This window comes from Aeromonas sp. R2-4 (assembly GCF_040908365.1).
Lineage (GTDB): Bacteria > Pseudomonadota > Gammaproteobacteria > Enterobacterales > Aeromonadaceae > Aeromonas > Aeromonas veronii.
In genome coordinates this window covers 36,835-57,355 of the sequence record NZ_JBFODO010000015.1, presented here as the reverse complement: position 1 = coordinate 57,355, position 20,521 = coordinate 36,835, and the positions used below count along the sequence as shown (strand labels likewise).

The 20,521-nt window shown below is 60.9% G+C and carries 21 protein-coding genes and 1 riboswitch; of the genes, 10 read left to right on the top strand and 11 right to left on the bottom strand.

Translation table 11 applies throughout. The features are described 5' to 3' along the window. Positions 1-381 precede the first annotated feature (381 nt). Positions 382-873, top strand: coding sequence for an RNA-binding protein (locus AB5Z05_RS07710; RefSeq protein WP_005339200.1), 492 nt, complete (start codon positions 382-384; stop codon positions 871-873). Between the two features lie 7 nt (positions 874-880). On the opposite strand, the gene murI is transcribed toward AB5Z05_RS07710, so the two are convergent. From murI to AB5Z05_RS07695, 3 genes are all read right to left on the bottom strand, one after another. Further along, entirely contained in the window at positions 881-1,684 is an 804-nt protein-coding gene (gene murI, locus AB5Z05_RS07705) for a glutamate racemase (RefSeq protein WP_368150880.1), read from the bottom strand. Positions 1,685-1,792: 108 nt separating this feature from the next. Then, positions 1,793-3,658 (bottom strand): TonB-dependent receptor, encoded by a 1,866-nt coding sequence (locus tag AB5Z05_RS07700; protein WP_368150878.1) that lies wholly within the window; start codon positions 3,656-3,658, stop codon positions 1,793-1,795. 51 nt (positions 3,659-3,709) lie between these two features. Then, positions 3,710-3,888: riboswitch (cobalamin riboswitch) on the bottom strand. 35 nt (positions 3,889-3,923) lie between these two features. Further along, complete coding sequence (locus AB5Z05_RS07695; RefSeq protein WP_139743165.1) at positions 3,924-4,826, bottom strand: LysR family transcriptional regulator; 903 nt, start codon at positions 4,824-4,826, stop codon at positions 3,924-3,926. Positions 4,827-4,935: 109 nt separating this feature from the next. On the opposite strand from AB5Z05_RS07695, the gene AB5Z05_RS07690 reads away from it, so the two are divergent. The 4 genes from AB5Z05_RS07690 (at position 4,936) to AB5Z05_RS07675 (ending at position 7,863) form a co-directional block, all read left to right on the top strand. Continuing rightward, a complete protein-coding gene (locus AB5Z05_RS07690) occupies positions 4,936-5,862 on the top strand; it encodes a sodium-dependent bicarbonate transport family permease (RefSeq protein WP_005342109.1) in 927 nt (308 codons plus the stop codon). A gap of 4 nt (positions 5,863-5,866) precedes the next feature. Next, positions 5,867-6,169 carry a hypothetical protein gene (locus tag AB5Z05_RS07685; RefSeq protein WP_005321666.1) on the top strand — a complete coding sequence of 101 codons (303 nt, stop codon included), beginning with the start codon at positions 5,867-5,869 and terminating at the stop codon, positions 6,167-6,169. A gap of 63 nt (positions 6,170-6,232) precedes the next feature. Continuing rightward, a complete protein-coding gene (gene purE, locus AB5Z05_RS07680) occupies positions 6,233-6,742 on the top strand; it encodes a 5-(carboxyamino)imidazole ribonucleotide mutase (RefSeq protein ID WP_042054387.1) in 510 nt (169 codons plus the stop codon). Then, on the top strand, positions 6,739-7,863 hold the full coding sequence (locus tag AB5Z05_RS07675) for a 5-(carboxyamino)imidazole ribonucleotide synthase (RefSeq protein WP_368150874.1): 1,125 nt from the start codon (positions 6,739-6,741) through the stop codon (positions 7,861-7,863). The genes purE and AB5Z05_RS07675 overlap by 4 nt, the downstream gene beginning before the upstream one ends. 73 nt (positions 7,864-7,936) lie before the next feature. On the opposite strand, the gene AB5Z05_RS07670 is transcribed toward AB5Z05_RS07675, so the two are convergent. The 6 genes from AB5Z05_RS07670 to fabV form a co-directional block, all read right to left on the bottom strand. After that, complete coding sequence (locus AB5Z05_RS07670) at positions 7,937-9,127, bottom strand: MFS transporter (RefSeq protein ID WP_040069602.1); 1,191 nt, start codon at positions 9,125-9,127, stop codon at positions 7,937-7,939. 109 nt (positions 9,128-9,236) lie between these two features. Continuing rightward, on the bottom strand, positions 9,237-9,980 hold the full coding sequence (locus AB5Z05_RS07665) for a LytR/AlgR family response regulator transcription factor (RefSeq protein WP_368150871.1): 744 nt from the start codon (positions 9,978-9,980) through the stop codon (positions 9,237-9,239). A 46-nt stretch (positions 9,981-10,026) separates the two neighbouring features. Beyond that, positions 10,027-11,700, bottom strand: coding sequence for a sensor histidine kinase (locus AB5Z05_RS07660; RefSeq protein ID WP_164461915.1), 1,674 nt, complete (start codon positions 11,698-11,700; stop codon positions 10,027-10,029). Between the two features lie 81 nt (positions 11,701-11,781). Next, positions 11,782-12,966: an NAD(P)/FAD-dependent oxidoreductase gene (locus AB5Z05_RS07655; RefSeq protein WP_368150883.1), complete on the bottom strand. Its 1,185-nt coding sequence runs from the start codon at positions 12,964-12,966 to the stop codon at positions 11,782-11,784. A gap of 150 nt (positions 12,967-13,116) precedes the next feature. After that, entirely contained in the window at positions 13,117-13,641 is a 525-nt protein-coding gene (ftnA, locus tag AB5Z05_RS07650) for a non-heme ferritin (protein WP_041210835.1), read from the bottom strand. A 92-nt stretch (positions 13,642-13,733) separates the two neighbouring features. Continuing rightward, the gene (fabV, locus tag AB5Z05_RS07645; RefSeq protein WP_368150867.1) at positions 13,734-14,921 is read right to left on the bottom strand and encodes an enoyl-ACP reductase FabV; all 1,188 of its coding nucleotides are present in this window, start codon (positions 14,919-14,921) and stop codon (positions 13,734-13,736) included. A 401-nt stretch (positions 14,922-15,322) separates the two neighbouring features. Between fabV and AB5Z05_RS07640 the strand changes: the two genes are divergently transcribed. Continuing rightward, positions 15,323-15,760, top strand: a complete 438-nt coding sequence (locus AB5Z05_RS07640) for a universal stress protein (protein WP_005339229.1) — start codon at positions 15,323-15,325, stop codon at positions 15,758-15,760. 192 nt (positions 15,761-15,952) lie between these two features. Continuing rightward, positions 15,953-16,966 (top strand): tryptophan--tRNA ligase, encoded by a 1,014-nt coding sequence (trpS, locus tag AB5Z05_RS07635; protein ID WP_368150865.1) that lies wholly within the window; start codon positions 15,953-15,955, stop codon positions 16,964-16,966. On the opposite strand, the gene AB5Z05_RS07630 is transcribed toward trpS, so the two are convergent. Continuing rightward, positions 16,945-17,904 carry a LysR substrate-binding domain-containing protein gene (locus AB5Z05_RS07630; RefSeq protein WP_368150863.1) on the bottom strand — a complete coding sequence of 320 codons (960 nt, stop codon included), beginning with the start codon at positions 17,902-17,904 and terminating at the stop codon, positions 16,945-16,947. The two genes, trpS and AB5Z05_RS07630, sit on opposite strands and share 22 nt — an antisense overlap. 91 nt (positions 17,905-17,995) lie before the next feature. Between AB5Z05_RS07630 and AB5Z05_RS07625 the strand changes: the two genes are divergently transcribed. Together AB5Z05_RS07625 and AB5Z05_RS07620 are read left to right on the top strand one after the other, a co-directional pair. Further along, entirely contained in the window at positions 17,996-18,895 is a 900-nt protein-coding gene (locus AB5Z05_RS07625; RefSeq protein WP_005357113.1) for a DMT family transporter, read from the top strand. Then, a complete protein-coding gene (locus AB5Z05_RS07620) occupies positions 18,880-19,041 on the top strand; it encodes a hypothetical protein (RefSeq protein WP_005339236.1) in 162 nt (53 codons plus the stop codon). The genes AB5Z05_RS07625 and AB5Z05_RS07620 overlap by 16 nt, the downstream gene beginning before the upstream one ends. Before the next feature lie 123 nt (positions 19,042-19,164). On the opposite strand, the gene AB5Z05_RS07615 is transcribed toward AB5Z05_RS07620, so the two are convergent. Continuing rightward, complete coding sequence (locus AB5Z05_RS07615; protein ID WP_368150860.1) at positions 19,165-19,626, bottom strand: DUF6314 family protein; 462 nt, start codon at positions 19,624-19,626, stop codon at positions 19,165-19,167. A 39-nt stretch (positions 19,627-19,665) separates the two neighbouring features. Here AB5Z05_RS07615 and AB5Z05_RS07610 point away from each other — a divergent pair, with 39 nt between their 5' ends. Continuing rightward, positions 19,666-20,520, top strand: coding sequence for a carboxylate/amino acid/amine transporter (locus AB5Z05_RS07610; RefSeq protein WP_151286414.1), 855 nt, complete (start codon positions 19,666-19,668; stop codon positions 20,518-20,520). Position 20,521: the final 1 nt, after the last annotated feature.

Below are 20,521 nucleotides of genomic sequence, written 5' to 3'. Positions count from 1 at the left end.
TGTTTTCGCTTTTCTTTCGGCACCCACTTCGCTAGGAAGCTGGCTCATCAGGCTGGCGTGTTCCGCCGTGCTGGTAGGGGCGCATTATAGGGAGCGGCGCTGCGATGACAAGACTTTTTTTGAAGAAAATCACGAAAATTTCAAATTATTCAATTAGAAACAGCTTATTCAGTGTATATATACAATGTTATCCACAATCCGGTTATTTCACTCCCATTTTAGCGTCATTTATGTCGCCTTCAGTGACCTTGGGAATGCCATACAGGAGCCGATAACCTCTCCCGAGTGGTCCATGGTAGCGCCAATCAGGAAAGCTGGTTACCATGGAGGTGAATATAGTGTTGCACCTTTTTTGCTTTCATTTACAAAAGGTCTTTTAAGATGAATTTATCCAAGTTTCCCGTATATATGCAGGCCGCAATCCTTGCTCTGGTATTGGCAGTGGTTGGCTACCTGGTTGCCCAGGCCCTGCAGTTCTCTTTGAAAGCGGAAGTGATTTTTGCAGCAGGTCTGGCCATCGGCGGTTTCGTGGTACCGCTGTTCCTGAAGCGAACCCCGGCTAATGTCGCCGAGTCGATCGCCAATCAGGAGACTTGCACCTTATATGTAGGCAACCTGCCATATCGCGCCAATGAGATCGCAGTGCGCGAATTGTTTGCCGAACAGGGCCAGGTAATTTCCGTACGGTTGATGAAGGACAAGGCAACCGGCAAGCGCAGAGGTTTCGGTTTCGTGGAGATGCCCGCCGCCGATGCCGCCAAGGCGATTGCCGCTTTGAATGACAAAGAGTATCAGCAGCGCACCCTCAAGGTGCGTGAAGCGAATGACAAACGTGATAAAGAGGAAAGAGAAGGTAGCGAAACTGACGCCTAACCGCTCGTCAGTACTTCACCTCTTCCAGTGATGACAGCCCCCATGCTTGCAAGGGGGCTGTCAGTTTTTGAGCCTCCCCATCCAGCCGGGTACAGTAAGCCCTGGCAATTACCTCTTCTATATGTACAGGCTGCACGATGGCATGCCCGCCATTGTTCAGCAACCAGGCCACCCGTTTGGCAACGGCACTGCCCGAGTCAATAAGCTGACATTGCGGCATCAGTTGCCCAATCTCTTCATTGAGTAGCGGGAAGTGAGTGCAACCAAGCACCAGCGTATCCGGCTTCTCTTCCCCCTCCAGCCAATCGGCCAATACCTCGTGCAGTAGCGCCATATTGACCGGTAGGCCCGCCAGCTTGTGTTCGGCTTCTATGACCAGCTCGGTGGTGCCCTTGAGTAGCACCTGCTTGCCGGGAGCAAACTGGGCGATCAGTTCATGGGTATAGTCGCGGCTGACGGTGCCCGGCGTAGCAAGCAGACCGATACAACCGTTGCGAGTCTGTGCAGCGGCGGGCTTGATGGCTGGCACCACCCCCACCACGGGAATATCCAGTGCCTCACGCAAGGCCGGCAGCGCTATGGTGCTGGCCGTGTTGCAGGCAATCACCACCAGATCGATATGATGACGGGCTACCATGGTGGTCACCAAGCGGGTGCAGGCAGCAATCAGGGCGGGCTCGCTCAATTCACCATAGGGGAAGTTGGCGTTGTCGAAGCAGTAGAAATAGTTGTGTGCCGACAGAACGCGGCGGATCTCGCGGTAGATGGTCAGGCCACCCATACCGGAATCAAACACGAGAATATTGGCCACTTGAGCTCCCCTTTGCTGCAAGGCGGCGATCATACTCCCGCCTGCCGCCAATAGAAAAGGCCCTGCCAATGGCAGGGCCCCTGATTTTTCCGCTTGGCCGGGTCCGGCTTAGAGTGAGTAATCCATTGTCACGTAGTAAGCGCGCTCATCGGCAGGGTAACCCACCGCCGTCTGATAGTCCTTGTCCAGCAGGTTGTTGATCTTGCCAGATACTTTGAGCGCCGGGGTGACCTTGTAGCCGACAGCCAGATTCCACACGCTGTAGCCACCGAGTTTGGTGGTGTTAGCCACATCGCCATAGCGCTCACCCTGATAGATCCAGCTCAATGAACCATCAAACTGCTGCCACTGCGCCTGCGTCACCCACTTGGCCCCTTTGCGGGAGATCAGCTGCAACTGCTTGTCGGTTACCTTGTCTTTGGGATCCTTGTATTCGGCAGAGACCCGATGACTCACCCAGCCGGTATCAAACTCCCCTTCCAGCTCGATCCCTTCAATTCGCGCCTTGCCAACGTTCTGTGGTGTCCACATACCCTGACTGTTGGGTGCCCACTGGATCATCTGTTCGAAGTCGTTGCGATAACCGGTGGCTCGCCACTCCACGCCAGCGGTTTGACCGTCCAGCATCAGCTCGCTGCTCTTCGACTCTTCCGGCTTCAGGGTAGGATTGCCTGACCCCGGATAGTAGAGGTCGTTAAAGGAGGGGGCGCGGAAACCGGTGCCGTAGCGGGCACTCAGGCGGTAATCCTCGACAAAGCGCCAGCCTGCGCCGGTCTGCCAGGTGTTGTGGCGGCCAAACTGCTCGTTGTCATCGCTACGGCCGCTCAGCTCGGCCTGCCAGGTATGGCTGTCGAACTGGGCAAGGGCATAGAGGCCGGTGTTGTCGCGCTCTTTGGCATCGGCTGGGTAAGTCACACCAGAAGAGAGGGAGCGATCATCCAGTCGATCACTCTGCCAATCGGCCCCGCCTCCCAAGGTCCAGCTCTCGTTCAATTTCAAGCTGTTGACCCAGTTCAGGCTGTACTGGCGGGTATAGGTCCGGTTATCAGCCTGATCGCGGCCACTGTTGTCCTGATAGTCGTAAGCATCCTGTTTGGAGAAGGCGCCACGCAACTCACTCAGATAGCGATCATCGTGATAGCGCGACCCCAGCTGATAGCTCTGGTTTTCAGTCCAGGTCTCGTTGCGCTGATGGGTGGCAGGCCCCCAGGCGGAAGCCGCAGAAGAGCGGTCGTACTGGGCCACATTGCGGAACCAGCGGGTTGTACCGAACAGATCCCAATTGCTGCCGAGCGCCTGCTGGTAGTCCAGCATGGCGTTGTAGCCCTGATGCCCGTGACGGTCACCATCGTTGATGCCGGGCAAGGGGTGTACGTTGTAACCCTCTTCATCATCAAAACCGCCAGCCACCTTGAGCTGACCCGCCTCACCTACCTGGCTGGCACTACTGAAAGCGGCCTGACGCTGTTGATGGGAACCAGCACCGATATTGAACTTGTGCTGATTTGTCCCCTTGTCGGGACGGGTAATGATGTTGATCACCCCGCCGATGGCGTCGGAGCCGTAAATGGTGGCGCGCGGGCCGCGGATATACTCGATCCGCTCGACCTGATTGAGTGGCAGATTGTTCAGTTCGGTCATCCCGGCGGTCAGGGAGGCACTGCGCACCCCATCCACCAGCACCAGCGTCTGGGAAGAGGTGCCACCACGCACCCGCAGCGAGCTGAGCTGGCCGCGGCCACCATTGCTGACCACTTCCACACCGGGCAGGGTCTTGACCACATCGGTCACGGTCTGAGCTTGCAGGCGATCGATCTCGTCCCGGGTCACCACATTGACCGGGGCAAGCACGCTGGAGGCAGGTTGGGCGACGCGGGTAGCGGTCACCACCATGGTGGGATTGACGGGAATGGTCAGCTGCTGGGCAAACGCCGCCGTCGGCAACAGGGCAGCCGCCAGAAATTTCTTCGACATGAGAGATCCTTAAGTTCGCGTAAGTATCTACTTCGTGGCCGGTTTCTCTCGGCCCGAAATACGAACTCTGGCAGGTCTTCGGGCTCGGGGGCTGATAGCCTACGGCGACGGCTTCCCGCCTGACGGCAGTGCCCTGATGTCGCTTCGTTCCCCCTTACCGCTGCGCGCCAGCTCCGGATTCTCACCGGATTCCCTATTAAGCATGATGCGCCAAAGCGGGAGGATTATAGGCAGAGCAAAGCTGGATGTATAGCCATCCAGATTTCTATTTATTGCCAGCCAGCGCCGCCAGCCGCTGCTGGGCGCCCTCCATCACCGCCTGTACCCCGGGATGGGAGAGATGGCGCCCTGCCGAGACCAGATAGTAAGAGAGGGTGACCTCGGTGAGGGTCGCAATCCGCTCCACCCCGTAGAGGCGGCCAATCTCGTCGGCCATCGCCAGCGGCGCCGGGAAGATCCCCATCCCCGCCTTGCCGAACGACTTCATCAGGGTGGAGTCATCAAACTGTCCCACCAGATGGGGATGAATGCCCTGCTGGCGATACCACTCCAGCAGCCGATCGTGGGTGGCAGACTTCTCTCCGGGAATAAGCAACGGCAACCCCTCCAGCGAGGCGGGAAAGCCGTCCCGCGCCCGCGCCGCCAGCTCGGGACTGGCAAACAGCGCCAGTGGACTGCGCCCCAGCTCGTGGTTATAGCCACGCACGCCGCTGTCGGGAGGGAGAGGGCGATCGATCAGCACCATATCCAGCTTGTGGCGGGCCAGTTCGCTGAACAGCTGCTCGGCCCGCTCCTCGTGACACACCAGCCGCAACGGGGTCGCCAGCGCCATTGCGGGAGCCAGCAGCTCGAACGCCAGAGTACGGGGTACCGAATCGGCGATCCCCACCTGCATGGTCAGCTCCTGACTGGCGTGGCGCAGGGTGTGCTCCAGCTCGGCACCGAGCGAGAAAATGGCCCCCGCCTGCTCCTGCGCCTGCCGACCCGCAGCAGTCAGCACCAGACGCCGCCCCACCCGGTTGAACAGCGCCACTCCGAGGGACTGCTCCAGCTCGGCCACCTGACCGCTGATGGTCTGCGGCGTGAGATGCAGCTGTTCGGCGGCCTGCGTCACGCTGCCGCTGCGTGCCACATGCCAGAAGTAGTAGAGCTGTTTGTAGTTGAGCATGCCGTTCCCTATCAGTTTTTACCGAACAACCATCAGCGAAAATCTGATTTTATCGAAACATTGCGGGCTCTAGCATGCAACCATTATCTGAACTGCCCTGCGAACCATCATGCTGGACGTTGTTGTACTCTTCTTTCTGTTTGGTCTGCTGGCCGGTCTGGTGCGCTCCGAGCTCAAACTGCCTCCTGCCCTCTACGACACCCTCTCCCTCTTTCTGCTGCTGGCCATCGGCCTCAAGGGCGGCGTCGGTCTGGCCCAGCAATCCCTGCAACCTCTGCTGCCACAACTGGCGCTAGTGATCCTGCTCGGCGTGGTGCAGACCCTGCTCGGCTTTGCCGTGCTACGCCTCAAGATGAACCGGGTCGATGCCGCCGCCACCGCCGCCCACTATGGTTCGGTCAGCGTCGCCACCTTTGCGGTCGGGGTGAACTGGCTCACCGAGCGGGGCATCAGCTTTGAATCACAGCTCTCCATCTTCCTCGCGGTGATGGAGATCCCCGCCATTCTGGTGGGCATAGTGCTGGCCCGCGGCATCAGCCGCGAGACCCGCTGGCGCATGCTGGCCCACGAGACCTTCCTCGGCAAAGGGGTAACCCTGCTTCTCGGCGGTATGGCCATCGGCTATCTGGCCGGGCCGGACGGAATTGCTCCACTCAAACCGCTGTTTGTCGACCTGTTCAAGGGTGCGCTGGCGCTGTTCCTGCTGGAGATGGGCCTGATCGTCGCCCGTCAGTGTCAGGATCTGCGCCGCCACGGCCTGTTCCTGCTCGGCTTCGCCCTGTTGATGCCGCTCGCCTCGGCGGGACTGGGGCTGGCGGCTGGCCAGCTGATGGGCCTCTCTCTCGGCGGCCTGACCTTGCTGGCTACCCTAGCGGCCAGCGCCTCCTATATTGCCGTGCCGGCTACCATGCGCATCGCCGTGCCTCAGGCCAACCCGGGGCTGTCCCTCAGCGCCGTGCTGGGGGTCACCTTCCCGTTCAACATCATGCTGGGGATCCCGCTCTACCACAGCTGGGCCCGCCACTTCACGGAGTAGCCACATGCAGACCGAGACCCGCACCCTGCTGACCGTCATTACGGAAGCCAATCTGGAGCCGACCCTGCTGCGCACCCTCACCCGCGAGGGGCTGCGCGGCTACACCATCACAGATGCCCGCGGCCGGGGGGATCATGGCGAGCGCAACGCCAGCTGGAGCGAGAGCGGCAACATCCGGCTGGAGGCGATCTGCAGTCGGGAGCAAGCAGAGCGGCTGCTGGCCCACCTGCAGAGTCGCTACTACCCCGACTACGCCATGATCGCCTTTCTGCAACCGGTCGAAATCGTGCGACCCGAGAAATTCTGAGCCGGCTTGCCGGCTCTTTTTGTTTACCAAAAGCAAACGTTTAACAGCAAGGAACAAATACACATGAACACCCCTCCGCTGATCGGCCTGGTAATGGGCTCCGACTCCGACTGGCCCGTGCTGCAGGCCGCCGCCCGCATCCTCAAGGAGCACGGCGTGCCCTACGAGGCACAGGTGGTCTCGGCCCATCGCACCCCGGATCTGCTGTTCGAGTATGCCGCCACTGCCCGCGAGCGCGGCCTGCGCGCCATCATCGCCGGGGCCGGTGGTGCCGCCCACCTGCCGGGTATGGTCGCCGCCAAGACCACATTGCCGGTGCTGGGGGTGCCCATCCCCTCCCGTCATCTCAAGGGGATGGACTCCCTGTTCTCCATCGTGCAGATGCCCAAGGGGGTGCCGGTCGCCACCTTCGCCATCGGCGAGGCGGGGGCCGCCAACGCCGCCCTGTTCGCGGTCTCTCTGCTCTCGGTCGCCCGAGATGACGACGCCCCCCGCTACCGGCAGCAGCTCGACGACTTCCGTACCCACGAGCGCGACCGGGTGCTGGCGCTGCAACTGGAGGAGCCGACATGATAGTGCCACCCGCCACCCTCGGCATGCTGGGGGGCGGCCAACTTGGCCGCTACTTCGTGATGGCCGCCCACCGCCTCGGCTACAAGGTGGTGGTACTGGATCCCGATCCGGCCAGCATCGCCGGTGCCGCAGCCGATCACCATATTGTCGCCCCCTATGACGACCAGACCGCCCTGCTCGAGCTGGCCAGCCGCTGCGCCGCCATCAGCTGCGAGTTCGAAAATGTGCCAGCCGCCACCCTCGCGCTGCTCGAAAAACACAAGCCGGTGCGCCCAGGCGCCAGCGCGGTGCGCATCTGTCAGGATCGCCGCGAGGAGAAAGCCTTTCTGCGCGGTGCTGACATCCCGATCGCCCCCTATCTGGCGCTACTGCCGGAAGAGCCCATCCCCGCACAGGCCAGCGAAATCTTCCCCGCCATTCTCAAGACGGCCCGCGAGGGGTACGACGGCAAGGGGCAGTGGCAGGTGAGCGATCTGGATGAGCTGGCGACGGCGCTGGCAGCCAGTGGCGTGCCCTGCGTGCTGGAAAAACGGCTGGCGCTGGAGGGGGAGTTTGCCCTGACCCTGGCCCGCAGCCCGAGCGGCGCCATCAGCTCCCTGCCACTGGTGCAGAACTGGCACTGCGGCGGCATTCTCGATCAGACCCGCTCCCCGGCCAATGTGCCGGTGCTGGAGAGAGAAGCCAAAGGGATCGCTGAGCGACTGATTGCCGCCCTCGATTACGTGGGGGTACTGACGGTGGAGTTCTTTCTGGTGGAAGGCCGACTGCTGGTCAACGAGCTGGCGCCCCGTCCCCACAACTCGGGTCACCCCAGCATCGACAACGCCGCATGCAGCCAGTTCGAGTTGCAGGTGCGGGCCCTGTGCGATCTGCCGCTGCCGGAGCAGATTGCCGTGCGCCCAGCCCTGTTAATCAACCTGCTGGGGGATCTCTGGCAGAACGGCACCCCCGACTGGGCCGCTCTGCTGGCGCTGCCCGACCTGCATCTGCACCTCTACGGCAAGGGCGACCCCCGCCCCGGCCGCAAGATGGGCCATATCACGGTAACCGGTGACGACTGGTCAACGGTGGAAGAGAGCTGCCGTCAGGCCCGCCAGCTGCTGGGGCTAACGCCGCGCTGATCAACCATCGGAAATGCAAAGACCCGGGCAGGGCCCGGGTCTCTGTTTTTGCTTACTGTGGCAGGGAGACTTATCAGGCCCGCTCGACCGCTACCGGTGCCGGCAGGCGGATGGTGAGGGAGAGCACCAGCGCCACCACCAGCAACACCAGGATCAGGTGGAAGGTCGCCATAAAGCCGCCAAACAGGGAGGCTACGATGGAGCCGATGATGCTGCCCAGACCAAAGCCCAGATAGATGACACCGTAGTTCTTGGTCAGGTTGTTGAGACCGAAGAAGTCGCTCACCAGCGAGGGGTAGACGGTGATGGTGCCACCGAAGCTGAAGGCCACACAGGCAACCGCCACGAAGAACAGATTGGCATTGAGCGGCACGAACAGCAGCAGCGCCATGCCCGCCAGGGTAATCAGCTGGGCGATGGTGATGACCCGGATGCGGGACATCTTGTCGGAGAGGATACCCAGCACCAGACGGCCACCCAGGTTGGCCATGGCGATGATGGCGACGGCATTGGCAGCGACCACGGCAGGCAGACCCACCATCTTCTCGCCGATATCCTTGGCCACGCCGATGACATAGAGGCCGCTCATGCAGGCGGTGAGGAACATCAGCGCCAGCATCCAGTACTGCGGCTTGCGCATCGCCTCCGCCAGAGTGAAGTCACGGCTCTCGCTCTGCTGCACGGAGGCGGCCTGCTTGGGCGCATCCTTCATCAGCATGCCGCCCACCAGCACCATGGACATCGCAATCAAGCCCCACAGCTGGAAGGTGGTCTCAAGGCCGGAGCTGGAGAGCAGCAGCAGGTTGATGTATTTGAAACCGAGACTGCCGAGGCCATAGGCCCCGATGGAACAGGCGGAGATCAGCCCCTTGCGCTCCGGGAACCACTTCACGCAGTTGGAGAGGGTCATGAGGTAACCGGTACCGTCGGCAAAACCGACCAGAATGCCCGCGCAGAGGTAGAGCATCGCCAGATTGCTGGCGTGGGCGGTGAGGAAGAAGCCGATGCCGAGCAGCACACCGGCGCCCAGGGTCACGTTGCGCACCCCGAATCGCTCCTGCAGCTTGCCCGCCATGGAGGAGGCGACCGCCAGCGAGAGGCTGAGCAGGCCGAAGGCGAAAGCGACCTGACTCACCGGCTCGTCCAGCTTGTCGGAGAGCTGGGCGTTGAACAGGCTCCAGGTATAGACAGAACCCAGTGCGAACTGGGTGATGATGGTACCGATCAGTGTCAGGTACCGGGTGCGATTCATCTCTTTGGTCATGATGCGTCTCGGTCGATGGCCTTAAGGAAATTGAGGCCACTATAGGCAAGACGCAGCTCGCGCCGATCGATTAAGGCATGAAATGCAGATCGGCGGGAATGAATGACAATCAGAGCCGCATCAGCTGACGGAACGCCTTGATGTTGCTGCGACTGACCGGCACCTCGAACGGCAGATCATGGAGCCGAATGAGGTAGGTGCTGTTAAACCAGGGGACTATTTCGCGGATCTTGTTGATGTTGACGCAGTAGGAGCGGTGGCAGCGAAAGAACCCCTCGGCAGGCAGCCGGCTGACAAACTCGCTGATGGTCATGGTCATCACGTAGCGGTCATCACGGGTGTAGACATAGGTAAGCTTCTCGTCGGCTTCCGCATAGTAGATCTGCTCGCAGGGGGTGACGATGATGCGCTCCCCCTTCACCAGATTGACGGTGCGATTGTGGGAGCTGCTCCCCTCGCCGCTCGCCTCCCCCGTGGAGGCTGGCTGCGACTTGCCCGCATGCTCGAGCTTTTGCAGCAGATTGATGATGCGCGGCTCGTTGTAGGGCTTGAGGATGTAGTCGAACGCCTCCAGCTCGAACGCCTCCACCGCAAACTCCTTGTAGGCAGTGACGAAGACGATGTGGGGCGGGTGACTCGACTTGTGCAGGTTCTTGGCCAGCAGCAGGCCATCGATGGAGGGGATCTGGATATCCAGAAACACCACATCCACCTCGTGATCCTGCAGGTATTTGAACGCCTCCAGCCCATCCTCAAAACTCGCCACTATCTCGATGGTGCTGTGCTGATTCACCAGATAGATCAACTCCTCGCGAGCCAGATACTCGTCTTCCACTATGATCGCTTTCAGCATGACAACACCTCTCGCGGCACACACTTATCCTCAACCATGATGGCTCTCAGCATGGCATCGACTCCTGATCCGGCAGATAGAAACTCACTTCGGTACCCGGCTCCAGCCGCTTGAGATGCAGGCCATCGCCATAGAGCAGCTTGACCCGCTGATGCACGTTCATCAGGCCGATGCTGCGGCTCTCCACCCGACCGGCGGCCACCCCATCGATCACCGCTTGACTGATGCCGTAACCGGTGTCCCGCACCGATACCCGGATGCCGCCCGCCAGCTGCTTCACCTCGATGGTGACCCGACCCGGCGCGCTGCGGGGCTGGATGCCATGCAGGATGGCGTTTTCCACCAGCGGCTGCAACAGCAGGCTCGGCACCTGAATGTGCACGTCGTCCACCTCGAACACCACCTCCAGCTTGTCGCCGAAGCGGGCCTGCTCGATGGCCACGTAGTCGCGCACCTGCTGCAGCTCCTCCTGAATGTCGATGAGTTCATCCCCCTTGTTGAGGTTGTAGCGCAGATAATCCGCCAGATTGGCGATGAGCTGGCGCGCCTGCTGGGGCCGGATGCGGATCAGCGACGAGATGGCGTTGAGGGCATTGAACAGGAAGTGCGGGTTGATCTTGCTCTGCAGCGCGGTGAACTCCGCCTTGCGGGTCATCTCCTTGAGTTGCTCGATGCGCGACACCTCCATCTGGGTGGAGATGAGCTGGGAGAGGCCCACCGCCATCTCCCGCAGGGAACTGGTGATGCTGTGGGTGCGGCGGTAGTAGATCTTGAGGGTGCCGCTGACAGCGCCGTTCTCCCGCAGCGGAATAATGATGACCGAGTGGAAGTCGGCCAGATGGTACTGGCGCAGATCGTTGTTGATGATGATCTGGTCGAGCAGCACCGCCTGCTGGGTCATGCCGCTGATGGCGTGGTGCTCGTCCAGCTCGTAATAGTCCTTGCCCACACCGACATAAGCCAGCACGTCATGGGTATCTGTGATGGCCACCGCATCGGCGCTGATGTCGCGCCGGATCACATCACACACCTGACTGAGGGAGTGGCGATCGATGTTCTGGAAGAAGGGCAGCGTCTTGTTGGCGATATCGAGCGCCAGCTTGGCCTGCTTGGCAGCAATCAGCTCCTTCTCGTCATCCAGATCCTGCACCAGCTTGATGATGAGGCCGATGCAGAGCGCCCCGGCGATCATCGGATAGGCGATATGGTTAACGATCTCCACCCCGACTTCGTGGGGCTCAGTCAGCAGCCAGATCAGCAGCATGGTGAGCCCTTCGCACAGCATCCCAGCCAGAATGCCGTAGAGCCAGAGCCGCGACTTGCGACAGCGCAGGTGCAACCAAGTGGCGAGCAGGCCGGCGATGATGCTGGCGATAAGACAAGGGATGGAGGTGTGACCATCCATGTCGATGAGATAGCGGTGCAGGCCGGAGATGACCCCGGCCGGAATGCCGACCCAGGGGCCGAACAGGATGCCGCCGGAGATGATGGCGATGATCCGCACGTTGATCAGCGCCCCCTCCACCGGAATACCGGTGTAGGTACTGAACACCGCAAACAAGCAGAAGATGGAGGCTACCAGCACCAGCTCGGCCGGGGTGTGATCCCGCTTCTGGAACAGCCGCTGGAACGGCCGGGTGCGGGTCAGAAAGAAGAGGGTCATCAGCATCAGCGCTGCCCGCTCGAACACCGCCAACAACATCATCTGATTCTCAAGCATCTGCGCCCCCTTGCGGCAACCCGACCGATCACCATAACCCTGACCAATAAATCGGGGCCGGATAAACCAGCCCCTGTGACATCAACAGTACTGACCGGCCACCCAGCCGGAGGACCAGGCCCACTGGAAGTTGTAGCCACCGAGCCAGCCGGTCACATCCACCACTTCGCCGATGAAGTAGAGACCGGGCACCTTGCGCGCTTCCATGGTCTTGGAGGAGAGCTCGTTGGTATCGACGCCCCCCAGGGTCACTTCGGCGGTGCGATACCCCTCGGTGCCGTTGGGCAGGATCTGCCAGTCACCCAGCAGGTTGGCCACCGCTTCCAACTCCCGCTCGTTGTATTGGCGCATCGGCTTGCTGACCAGCTGACCCAGCTCCACCAGCTTGTCGACGAAGCGCTTGGGCAGCTCGCGCCCCAGCACGGTTTTCAGCTCCTGCGCCGGGTGAGCCTGCACCCACTCACGCAGGGCGGCCGGAATATCCAGCTCCGGCAGCAGGTTGATATGGATCTTCTCGCCGGCATGCCAGTAGGAGGAGATCTGCAGGATGACGGGGCCGGAGAGGCCGCGATGGGTGAACAGCATCGCCTCCTTGAAGCGAGTGCCATCCTCGGCGGTCACCGCTACCGGCAGGCTGATGCCCGCCAGATCGGCAAACGCCTCTTTCTCCGTCTGATGGAGGGTAAAAGGCACCAGACCGGCGCGGGTCGGCAGCACGTTGAGGCCGAACTGCTCCGCCAACTTGAAGCCGTAAGGGGTGGCCCCCAGCTTGGGCATAGAGAGACCACCGGTCGCCACCACCAGCGAGTGACAGCCGATCTCACCCTTGCTGGTGGTCAGCACGAAGCCCTCATCCTGCTTGCTGACGGTGAGGATCTCGGTCTGGAACTGCAGGGTCACCCCGGCCCAGTCACACTCGGTGAGCAGCACATCGACGATATCCTTGGCGCTCTCGAGACAGAACAGCTGCCCCAGGGTGCGCTCGTGATAGTTGACCCCGTGGCGATCCACCAGATCGATGAAATCCTGCTGGGTGTAGCGGGCCAGCGCCGACTTGCTGAAGTGGGGATTCTCCGACAGGTAGGCGTGAGCGCCCGCCTGATGGTTGGTGAAGTTGCAGCGACCGCCACCACTGATGAGGATCTTGCGGCCCGGTTTCTTGGCGTTGTCGAGCACCAGCACGGAGCGGCCACGGTAGCCCGCCTGCGCCGCACACATCAATCCGGCCGCACCGGCCCCGATCACCACCACATCGACCTGCTTCATCATCACTCACTTATCAAAATAGAAACGGCACCTGGCCAGAACCGAGATTGCCTCTGGCGGAACAGAACCATAGTGGCAGCCCACCAGAATAAACAACGGCCCTTAAAAGGGCCGTTATTGTACTGGCTGAACACTAAGTGTCCACGACTATCAGGCGTTGCTGTCCATGATGCTGGCTGGGGCGCCCTTGGCCAGTTCGGCCAGCTCCTTGTCGATGAAGTAGAGGCCTTTGCCATCTTCACCCACCAGACCGAGACGGTCGACGATGCTCTTGAACAGCTTCTCCTCTTCATGCTGCTCGGCCACATACCACTGCAGAAAGTTGAAAGTGGAGTAGTCCTGAGTAGTGAAGGCTACGTGGGCCAGACCATTGATGCACTTGGTGATGTGGTACTCGTGCTCCAGGGTGGTACGGAACACGTCGCCCAGCGACTTGAACTCGTGGGGAGGGGCATCGATGGCGCCCAGCTTGGGCATGGCGCCGGTCTCGCTCACGTAGGTGAACAGACGCTCCATATGCTGGCGCTCCTCGACGGCGTGCTGGCGCAGGAAGGTGGCAGCCCCCTCGAAACCCTTGTCTTCACACCAGGCGCTCATCTGCAGATAGAGATTGGAGGAGTAGAACTCCAGGTTAATCTGCTCGTTCAACTTCTCGATCATGGCTTTGGCCAACATCTTGTTTCTCCTCAGTGATTTGGTATCGATTGTCGCCACACTCCGGCCATGAATCAACCCGCCAGAGAGAGGGGGATCTCGTTCCTGCCAACTCAGGGTGTCAGCTCGCCAAGGGAGGCGACATCCACCGGCGCACCGTAATCAACGCCCGGCAACTCGAAGCCGTTGAGCTGCATGAAATCCTGCCGCAGCCCGGCAAAATCCCCCAGCCCGTGGAAATTCTCCGGCGTCACCTTGGGCCAGAGCGCCGAAACGGCGGCCTGAATGGCCGGGTCGAGCTCGTGATCATCCATCCGGATCAGCCGGTTGCCATCGGCCACCACCCCATTGGGCCCATACATCTTGGCTGCAAACAGCCGCTGCATCTGCTCGATACAGCCTTCGTGTACACCGCGCTCCTTCATCACCCCCATCAGCAAGCCGAGATAAACCGGCAACACCGGAATATAGGCGCTCGCCTTGGTCACCAGCGCCTTGCAGACCGATACCCAGGCGTGGCCGCCAATCTCGGCCAGCTGCAGGTTGATGGTCTCGGCGGTGGCGTGCAGATGCTCCTTGGCATAACCGATGGTGCCATCCCGATAGAGGGGATAGGTGGATTCGGGGCCGATGTAGGAGTAGGCGACGGTCTGCGCGCCGGGAGCGAGACAACCGGCCTGCTGCAACGCCTGCATCCAGAGCTGCCAATCCTCGCCGCCCATCACGGTGACGGTATCGCGGATCTCCTCCGGCGTGGCGGGCGCCAGCGACTGCTGCACCAGAATATCGCGCTCCAGATCCAATCCCCAACCGCTGAATGGCTGGCCGGTGGTCTTGAGCACCGAGCGCACTTGCGTGCCGTCGGGCAGCACCCGGATGCCGCTCGCGAGCGAATAGATCACCAGATCCACCTGCCCCAGCTGCTGGCGGATGGTGTCGATGGCCTGCTGACGCATGCCGTCGGAGAAGGCATCACCGATCAGGTTGATGGCGATACGCCCCTCCTGCTCCGCCTCCTTGCGAAACCAGATGTTGTTGTACCAGCCGGCGCTGCCCAATCCTTTGTCGGAAGGGCCGCGCTCAAACGAGATACCGATGGTGTCGGCACCGGCACCAAAGGCGAGCGCAATGCGCGACGCCAGTCCAAACCCGGAGGAGGCCCCCAGCACCAGCACCCGCTTGGGACCGTTGAACGGGCCAGCGGCCTTGATCCGTTCGATCTGCTGCTGCACGGCGGCGCGACAGCCGATGGGGTGACAGTTGCGGGCAACACAACCTTGAATCTGGGGATGAATGATCATGGGAAGGCCTCCAAAGAAACTGGCTACAGCATAACCAAATCGAAGGAGATTAACTTGATGCCGGATCGCTATCAGTCAGAAAAGCCGCGGGAAATGAGGCAGAAAAACAAAAGGGAGCACGTGGCTCCCCAAAGCGGTATTCAGATGCTTTTTGTTGTTTTGTGTTCATTGCGAAGCACGGGCCCATCCTATGCCTCTCCCCCCTGATCGGCAAGCCGGGGGGTGTGACCGGCGTCAAACTCTTGTTTAATTTATAGGCAAATAGTGGTTAATAACTGAGTGGCTGACCCTGTGTCACACGTCATTAAACTCATTTAAATCCCAAAACTGTGCCTGAGGCACCATTTTAGTTTCAGCAGAGATTGGTATAGTGGGCTGAAGGATCGGTAAGGAGAACCCCCATGAGTGGAACAACCTATTACAAGCATATTCTGGCCGCGATCGACCTCTCTGAAGACAACCGCAAGGTGATCGACAAGGCGGTGGACAGAGCCCGCTCCAACGGCGCCAAGCTGTCGGTTATCCATGTCGATGTGGACCTCAAGGATCTCTACACCGAGATGATCGATATCGACATCGACAACGTGCAGGATCAGGTGATCGCCGAAGCGAAAGAGAAGCTGGAGGCATTTCTGGCCTCGGTGGACTACCCCATCGAGAAGAAGCTGGTGATCTGCGGCGATCTGAGCGAGCGGGTCAATCAGGCAGTCAAGGAGTACGAGATCGACCTGCTGGTGTGCGGCCATCGCCAGAGCTTCTGGAGCCTGCTCACCTCCAGCGCCCGTCAGCTGATGAATACAGTGCCCTGCGATCTGCTGGTCGTCCCATTGCAGAAGTAATGAAACCGGCGTAGTGTGATTTGCTATGAATATGACCGCATTCAATCACAACTACTGGTGGTGCTGCTCCTAAACAGGCGGCACCGCGTTTCTATTGTAAATTTCCCAAAGAAAACACCGTGACCGCCGAGAGGCGGTCAACTGTTTTTATCCCTTTGTCGCCTCCCGGCTCACCCAACTGGAGAGAGTGACATGCACAACCCCGTAATCCTGACTGGCGATCGTCCCACCGGCAAACTGCACATCGGCCACTATGTCGGCTCCCTGCGCCAGCGCGTCGAAGCCCAGCACCACTACCGTCAATTCGTGATGATCGCCGACTTACAGGCGTTGACCGACAACGGCCACAACCCGGCCAAGGTGACCGACAACGTACTGGAGGTAATGGCCGACTATCTGGCGGTCGGCCTCGACCCGGCCAAGACAACCTTCTGTCTGCAAAGCGCCCTGCCCGCCCTCGCCGAACTCACCTGCTACTACCTCAATCTGGTCAGCGTCGCGCGGCTGGAGCGCAACCCCACCGTCAAGGCGGAGATCCAGCAGAAAGGGTTCGCACGCACACTGCCGGCCGGTTTTCTGGTTTATCCGGTGAGTCAGGCAGCCGACATCACCGCCTTTCGCGCCAGCCATGTGCCGGTCGGGGAAGATCAGCTGCCGATGCTGGAGCAGACCAACGAGATCGTCCGCCGCTTCAACTCTCTGGTAGGCAAAGAGGTGCTGACCGAATGCCAGCCGATCCTGAGCGACACCGGCCGCCTGCCCGGCATCGACGGCAAGGCCAAGATGTCCAAATCCCTCGGCAATACCATAGAGCTCGGCATGTCGGCGGAAGAGATCAAACAGGCGGTGTTCGCCATGTATACCGACCCCAACCACCTCAAGGTGAGCGATCCCGGTCAGGTGGAGGGAAATACGGTGTTCGCCTATCTCGATGCTTTCCACCCCGACAAGGCGCTGGTCGCCGAAATGAAGGCGCACTACCGGCGCGGCGGACTGGGGGACATGCGCTGCAAACAGGTGCTCAATGACTGCCTGCAGACCCTGCTCGCCCCGATGCGGGAGCGCCGGGCCGCGGCCATTGCCGACAAGAAGATGCTGCTGGAACTGCTCTATCAGGGCACCGAGCAGGCCCGCATCATCACCGATGAGGTATTGGCGGAGGTGAAAAGCGCCATGGGGCTGGATTACTTCGCCAGCATCCGCTGAGCGGGAGTCCCGAGCGCATCGTCGCCGTAGAGGTCGAACACCAGCTGGTGCAACAGGCTCTTGAACCAGCCGATCGCCTCGTCGTGGGCGGTGAGCGGGTGCCCCGCCATTAGGTAGACGATGGGGATGGCGGGGTCGAGCTGGTGCATCCGCAGCGGGTAGTAGCGGCAGAAGTGGCGTCCGATCATCTCGGGCACCACCACCAGATAGCGGCCGGTCGCCATCAGCGGCGGCACCGCCATAAAGCTCGGCAACCGCACGCCCAGCTCCCGCTCCACCCCGAAGCGGGCCAGCCAGAGCTCCACCATCGCCTGACTGTGACCCCAACTGGAGGTGTGGATGTGGGGACGGCTCACCAACTCGACCGGAGTCAGCACATCGGGCAATTCGCTGCCAAGCGGCGACAGGCAGACCAGCGGGTTGTTGAACCACTCCTCCCGCCACAAACGGGGTGAGAGGTGATTCGCCCCGGCGAAACCGATCACCAGATCCAGCTCACCCTTTTCCAACTCCCGCTCGTAGTCGCTGTCCGCCAGCTCGCACACCTCAAGCCGACAGTGAGGGGCCTGCCGATGGAGCCTGTCCACCAGCACCGGCACCAGCCCGTGCTCCACCGAGCCCGGGGTGGCGATGCGGAAAATTCGCCGTGCGGTAGCGGGATCAAACCCTTTGGCCTGCCGCAATCCCTGCTCCAGCATTGCCAGCGCCTGGCGCACCGGCCCGGCCAGCGCCTTGGCCCGCTCGGTCGGCATCATCTCGCGCCGACTCATCACGAACAGCGGGTCATCCAGCGCCACCCGCAGCCGCCCCAAGGCGTGACTGACGGTGGATTGGGAGAGATACAGCCGTTCAGCGGCACGGGTGACATTGCGCTCCTGCATCAGCATGTCGAATACGGCAAGCAGGTTGAGGTCGAGACGGGCGAGCGAGCTATCCATCGATATTAGCCATAGTTAAATGCCAACAATTCATTTTTACCATAGTAACAGATTGCCTAGAATGCGCTGGCTTAATACATCGGAGATTCAAATGCGTAGCTATCTGTTATTGCTGGCCATTGGCCTGCTGTGGGGTTCCCAATTCATTTTCATGCACCAGGCCGTTGCCGAGTTGCCCCCCATTCTGGTGGCTGCCGGTCGTGCTCTGTGCGGCAGCCTGACCCTGGGTCTGCTCTGCCTGTTCATGCGGCTCAAGAGTGAGCACACCCCGTGGCGCACCTATATGCTGATCGCCCTGCTGGATGCCACCATCCCCTTCATCATGGTCGCCTGGGGCCAACAGTATGTGGATAGCGCCATCGCCGCCGTGGTCATGGGTTGTATCCCGTTTGTGACCATTCTGGCTGCACCGCTGTTTATTTCTGGTGAAAGAATCACCAAAACCGGTCTGCTTTCCGTGATCATCGGCTTTGCCGGTGTACTCACCCTGTTCTGGCCGAAACTCTCCCAGGGCATGAACGCCGGCCTGCTCGGTGCCATGGCCATCCTGCTGGGTGCCAGCTGTTTCGCCATCGGCCTGCTGATGATCAAGCGCTTCGCCAAGGACCATCCGGTCGTGGTCGCCCGCAATATCCTGATCTCCTCGGCAATCCAGTTGCTGCTGGTCGCCCCCTTCATGGTTGACCTCGGCAGCCTGACCCTGCCGAGCACCCAGGCCCTGAGTGCGATCACCGTGCTGGGTACCCTCTGTACCGGTCTGGTCTACTTCCTCTACATGGCGCTGATCCAGAAGGCCGGCCCGACGTTCGCCTCCTTCAGCAACTATCTGGTGCCGCTGTTCGGCGTGATGCTGGGCGCCCTGTTCCTCGGCGAGCAGATCCACCCCACCACCGGCGTGGCCCTGGCCCTGATCCTCGGCTCGGTCGCCATGAACCAGTGGGCGCAGCAGCGTCGCATGCAGCGCGAGGTCTCCCTATGTCAGGCATCCTGACCACACTGTGCGGTGGTCTGGTACTGATTGCCGGCTGGCAGTATCGCCAGCGACTGGCCGGGATCCTGGGCCTGCTGATGGTACTGCTGCCCTGGTTCTTCGATAGCAAGCTGCAAGCCATGTTGAGCTATGCCCTGAATGCCTGAAGTCCATCTCTGAATGTGTGACGAGAGTCTATCTCTCCTGTTTTGGGACTGTTTTAAAAAACCTCCGATTTGTCCCCCGCTACCGGCGCTCTGCGCCGGTTTTTTTATGCCTGCCAGCCGGCGTCAGATCAGATAGCGATAGCTGAGTCGCTCGTTTTTGCGCGGCCCGGTGATATGCCAGCTCAGCAGAAAACCACCGTCGATCTCGGTCAACTCGGCGCTGTAGTGATCCGCCCCGCACAGATGGGGCTCGGCGGTCAGCCAGTGGCCATCCCCCTGCGGCAGCAGCTCGAACAGCTCAACCGGCGCTTCATAACGCAGGTGAGAAAGGCGGATCCCCCGCTCGCTGCGTTGCCACCAGAAGCGGTTGTGCATGGCGAGTTCCCTGCCATGAGGCGTGATGTAACGGCCCTGCTCGTTAAACAGCCAGCCCCCCTGATGATCGGTCACCTGCACACGCCCCTCGCCCCGACCATTCCAGTCGGTCGCCGACCCCTCGCTATTGCTGGCGGTAAAGGAAAATGCTCCGACCTGTGGCAATCGCGCCCATAAACGCTGGATTGCCGCTTCCATCTCGGCCATCATAGCCCCCTTAAAATTGACAACTGATGATAAATCAAACACATGAACTACTTGATAGGGGTCACCCTGCTCTGGTCATTCTCCTTCAGCCTGATCGGGGTCTACCTCGCTGGCCAGGTCGATGCCTACTTCTCGGTGCTGACCCGCATCGCCCTCGCCAGTCTGGTGTTTCTCCCCTTCCTGCGCCGCCGCTGGCTGCGCCCCGATCTGGCGGCCAAGCTGATGGCGCTGGGCGCCATCCAGCTCGGCATCATGTATCTCTTCTACTACCACTCCTTTCTGCTGCTGACGGTGCCGGAAGTGCTGGTCTTTACCATCTTCACCCCCATCTACGTCACCCTGCTCCACGACCTGCTGGAAGGGCGCTTCAAGCCCACCTATCTGTGGGGCGCCCTGCTGGCGGTGCTCGGGGCTGCCGTCATCCGCTTCGACGGCCTGACCGAAAGCTATGTGCTGGGATTTATGGTGGTGCAGGGGGCCAACCTCTGTTTCGCCCTGGGTCAAGTGGGCTACAAGGTACTGCTGGCACGGGAGGCGGAGCAACCGCCGCAACTGGCGGTGTTCGGCTGCTTCTATCTGGGAGCGCTGGTGATCGCACTGCCCGCCTGGTGGCTGCTGGGCAAGCCGCAATATCCGACGTCAGGGTTGCAGTGGGGCATTCTGCTCTGGCTGGGGGTGGGTGCCTCCGGCCTCGGCTACTTCCTCTGGAACAAGGGGGCGACGCTGGTCACCAGCGGAGTGCTGGCCATTATGAACAATGCGCTCATTCCGGCCGGCTTGCTGGTCAATCTGCTGCTCTGGGGCAAGGATACCGACCTGACCCGACTGACCATCGGCGGCCTGCTGATGCTGGCCTCGCTCTGGGTCTGCCAGCGTGACAAAAGCGGCCAGCCCTGAC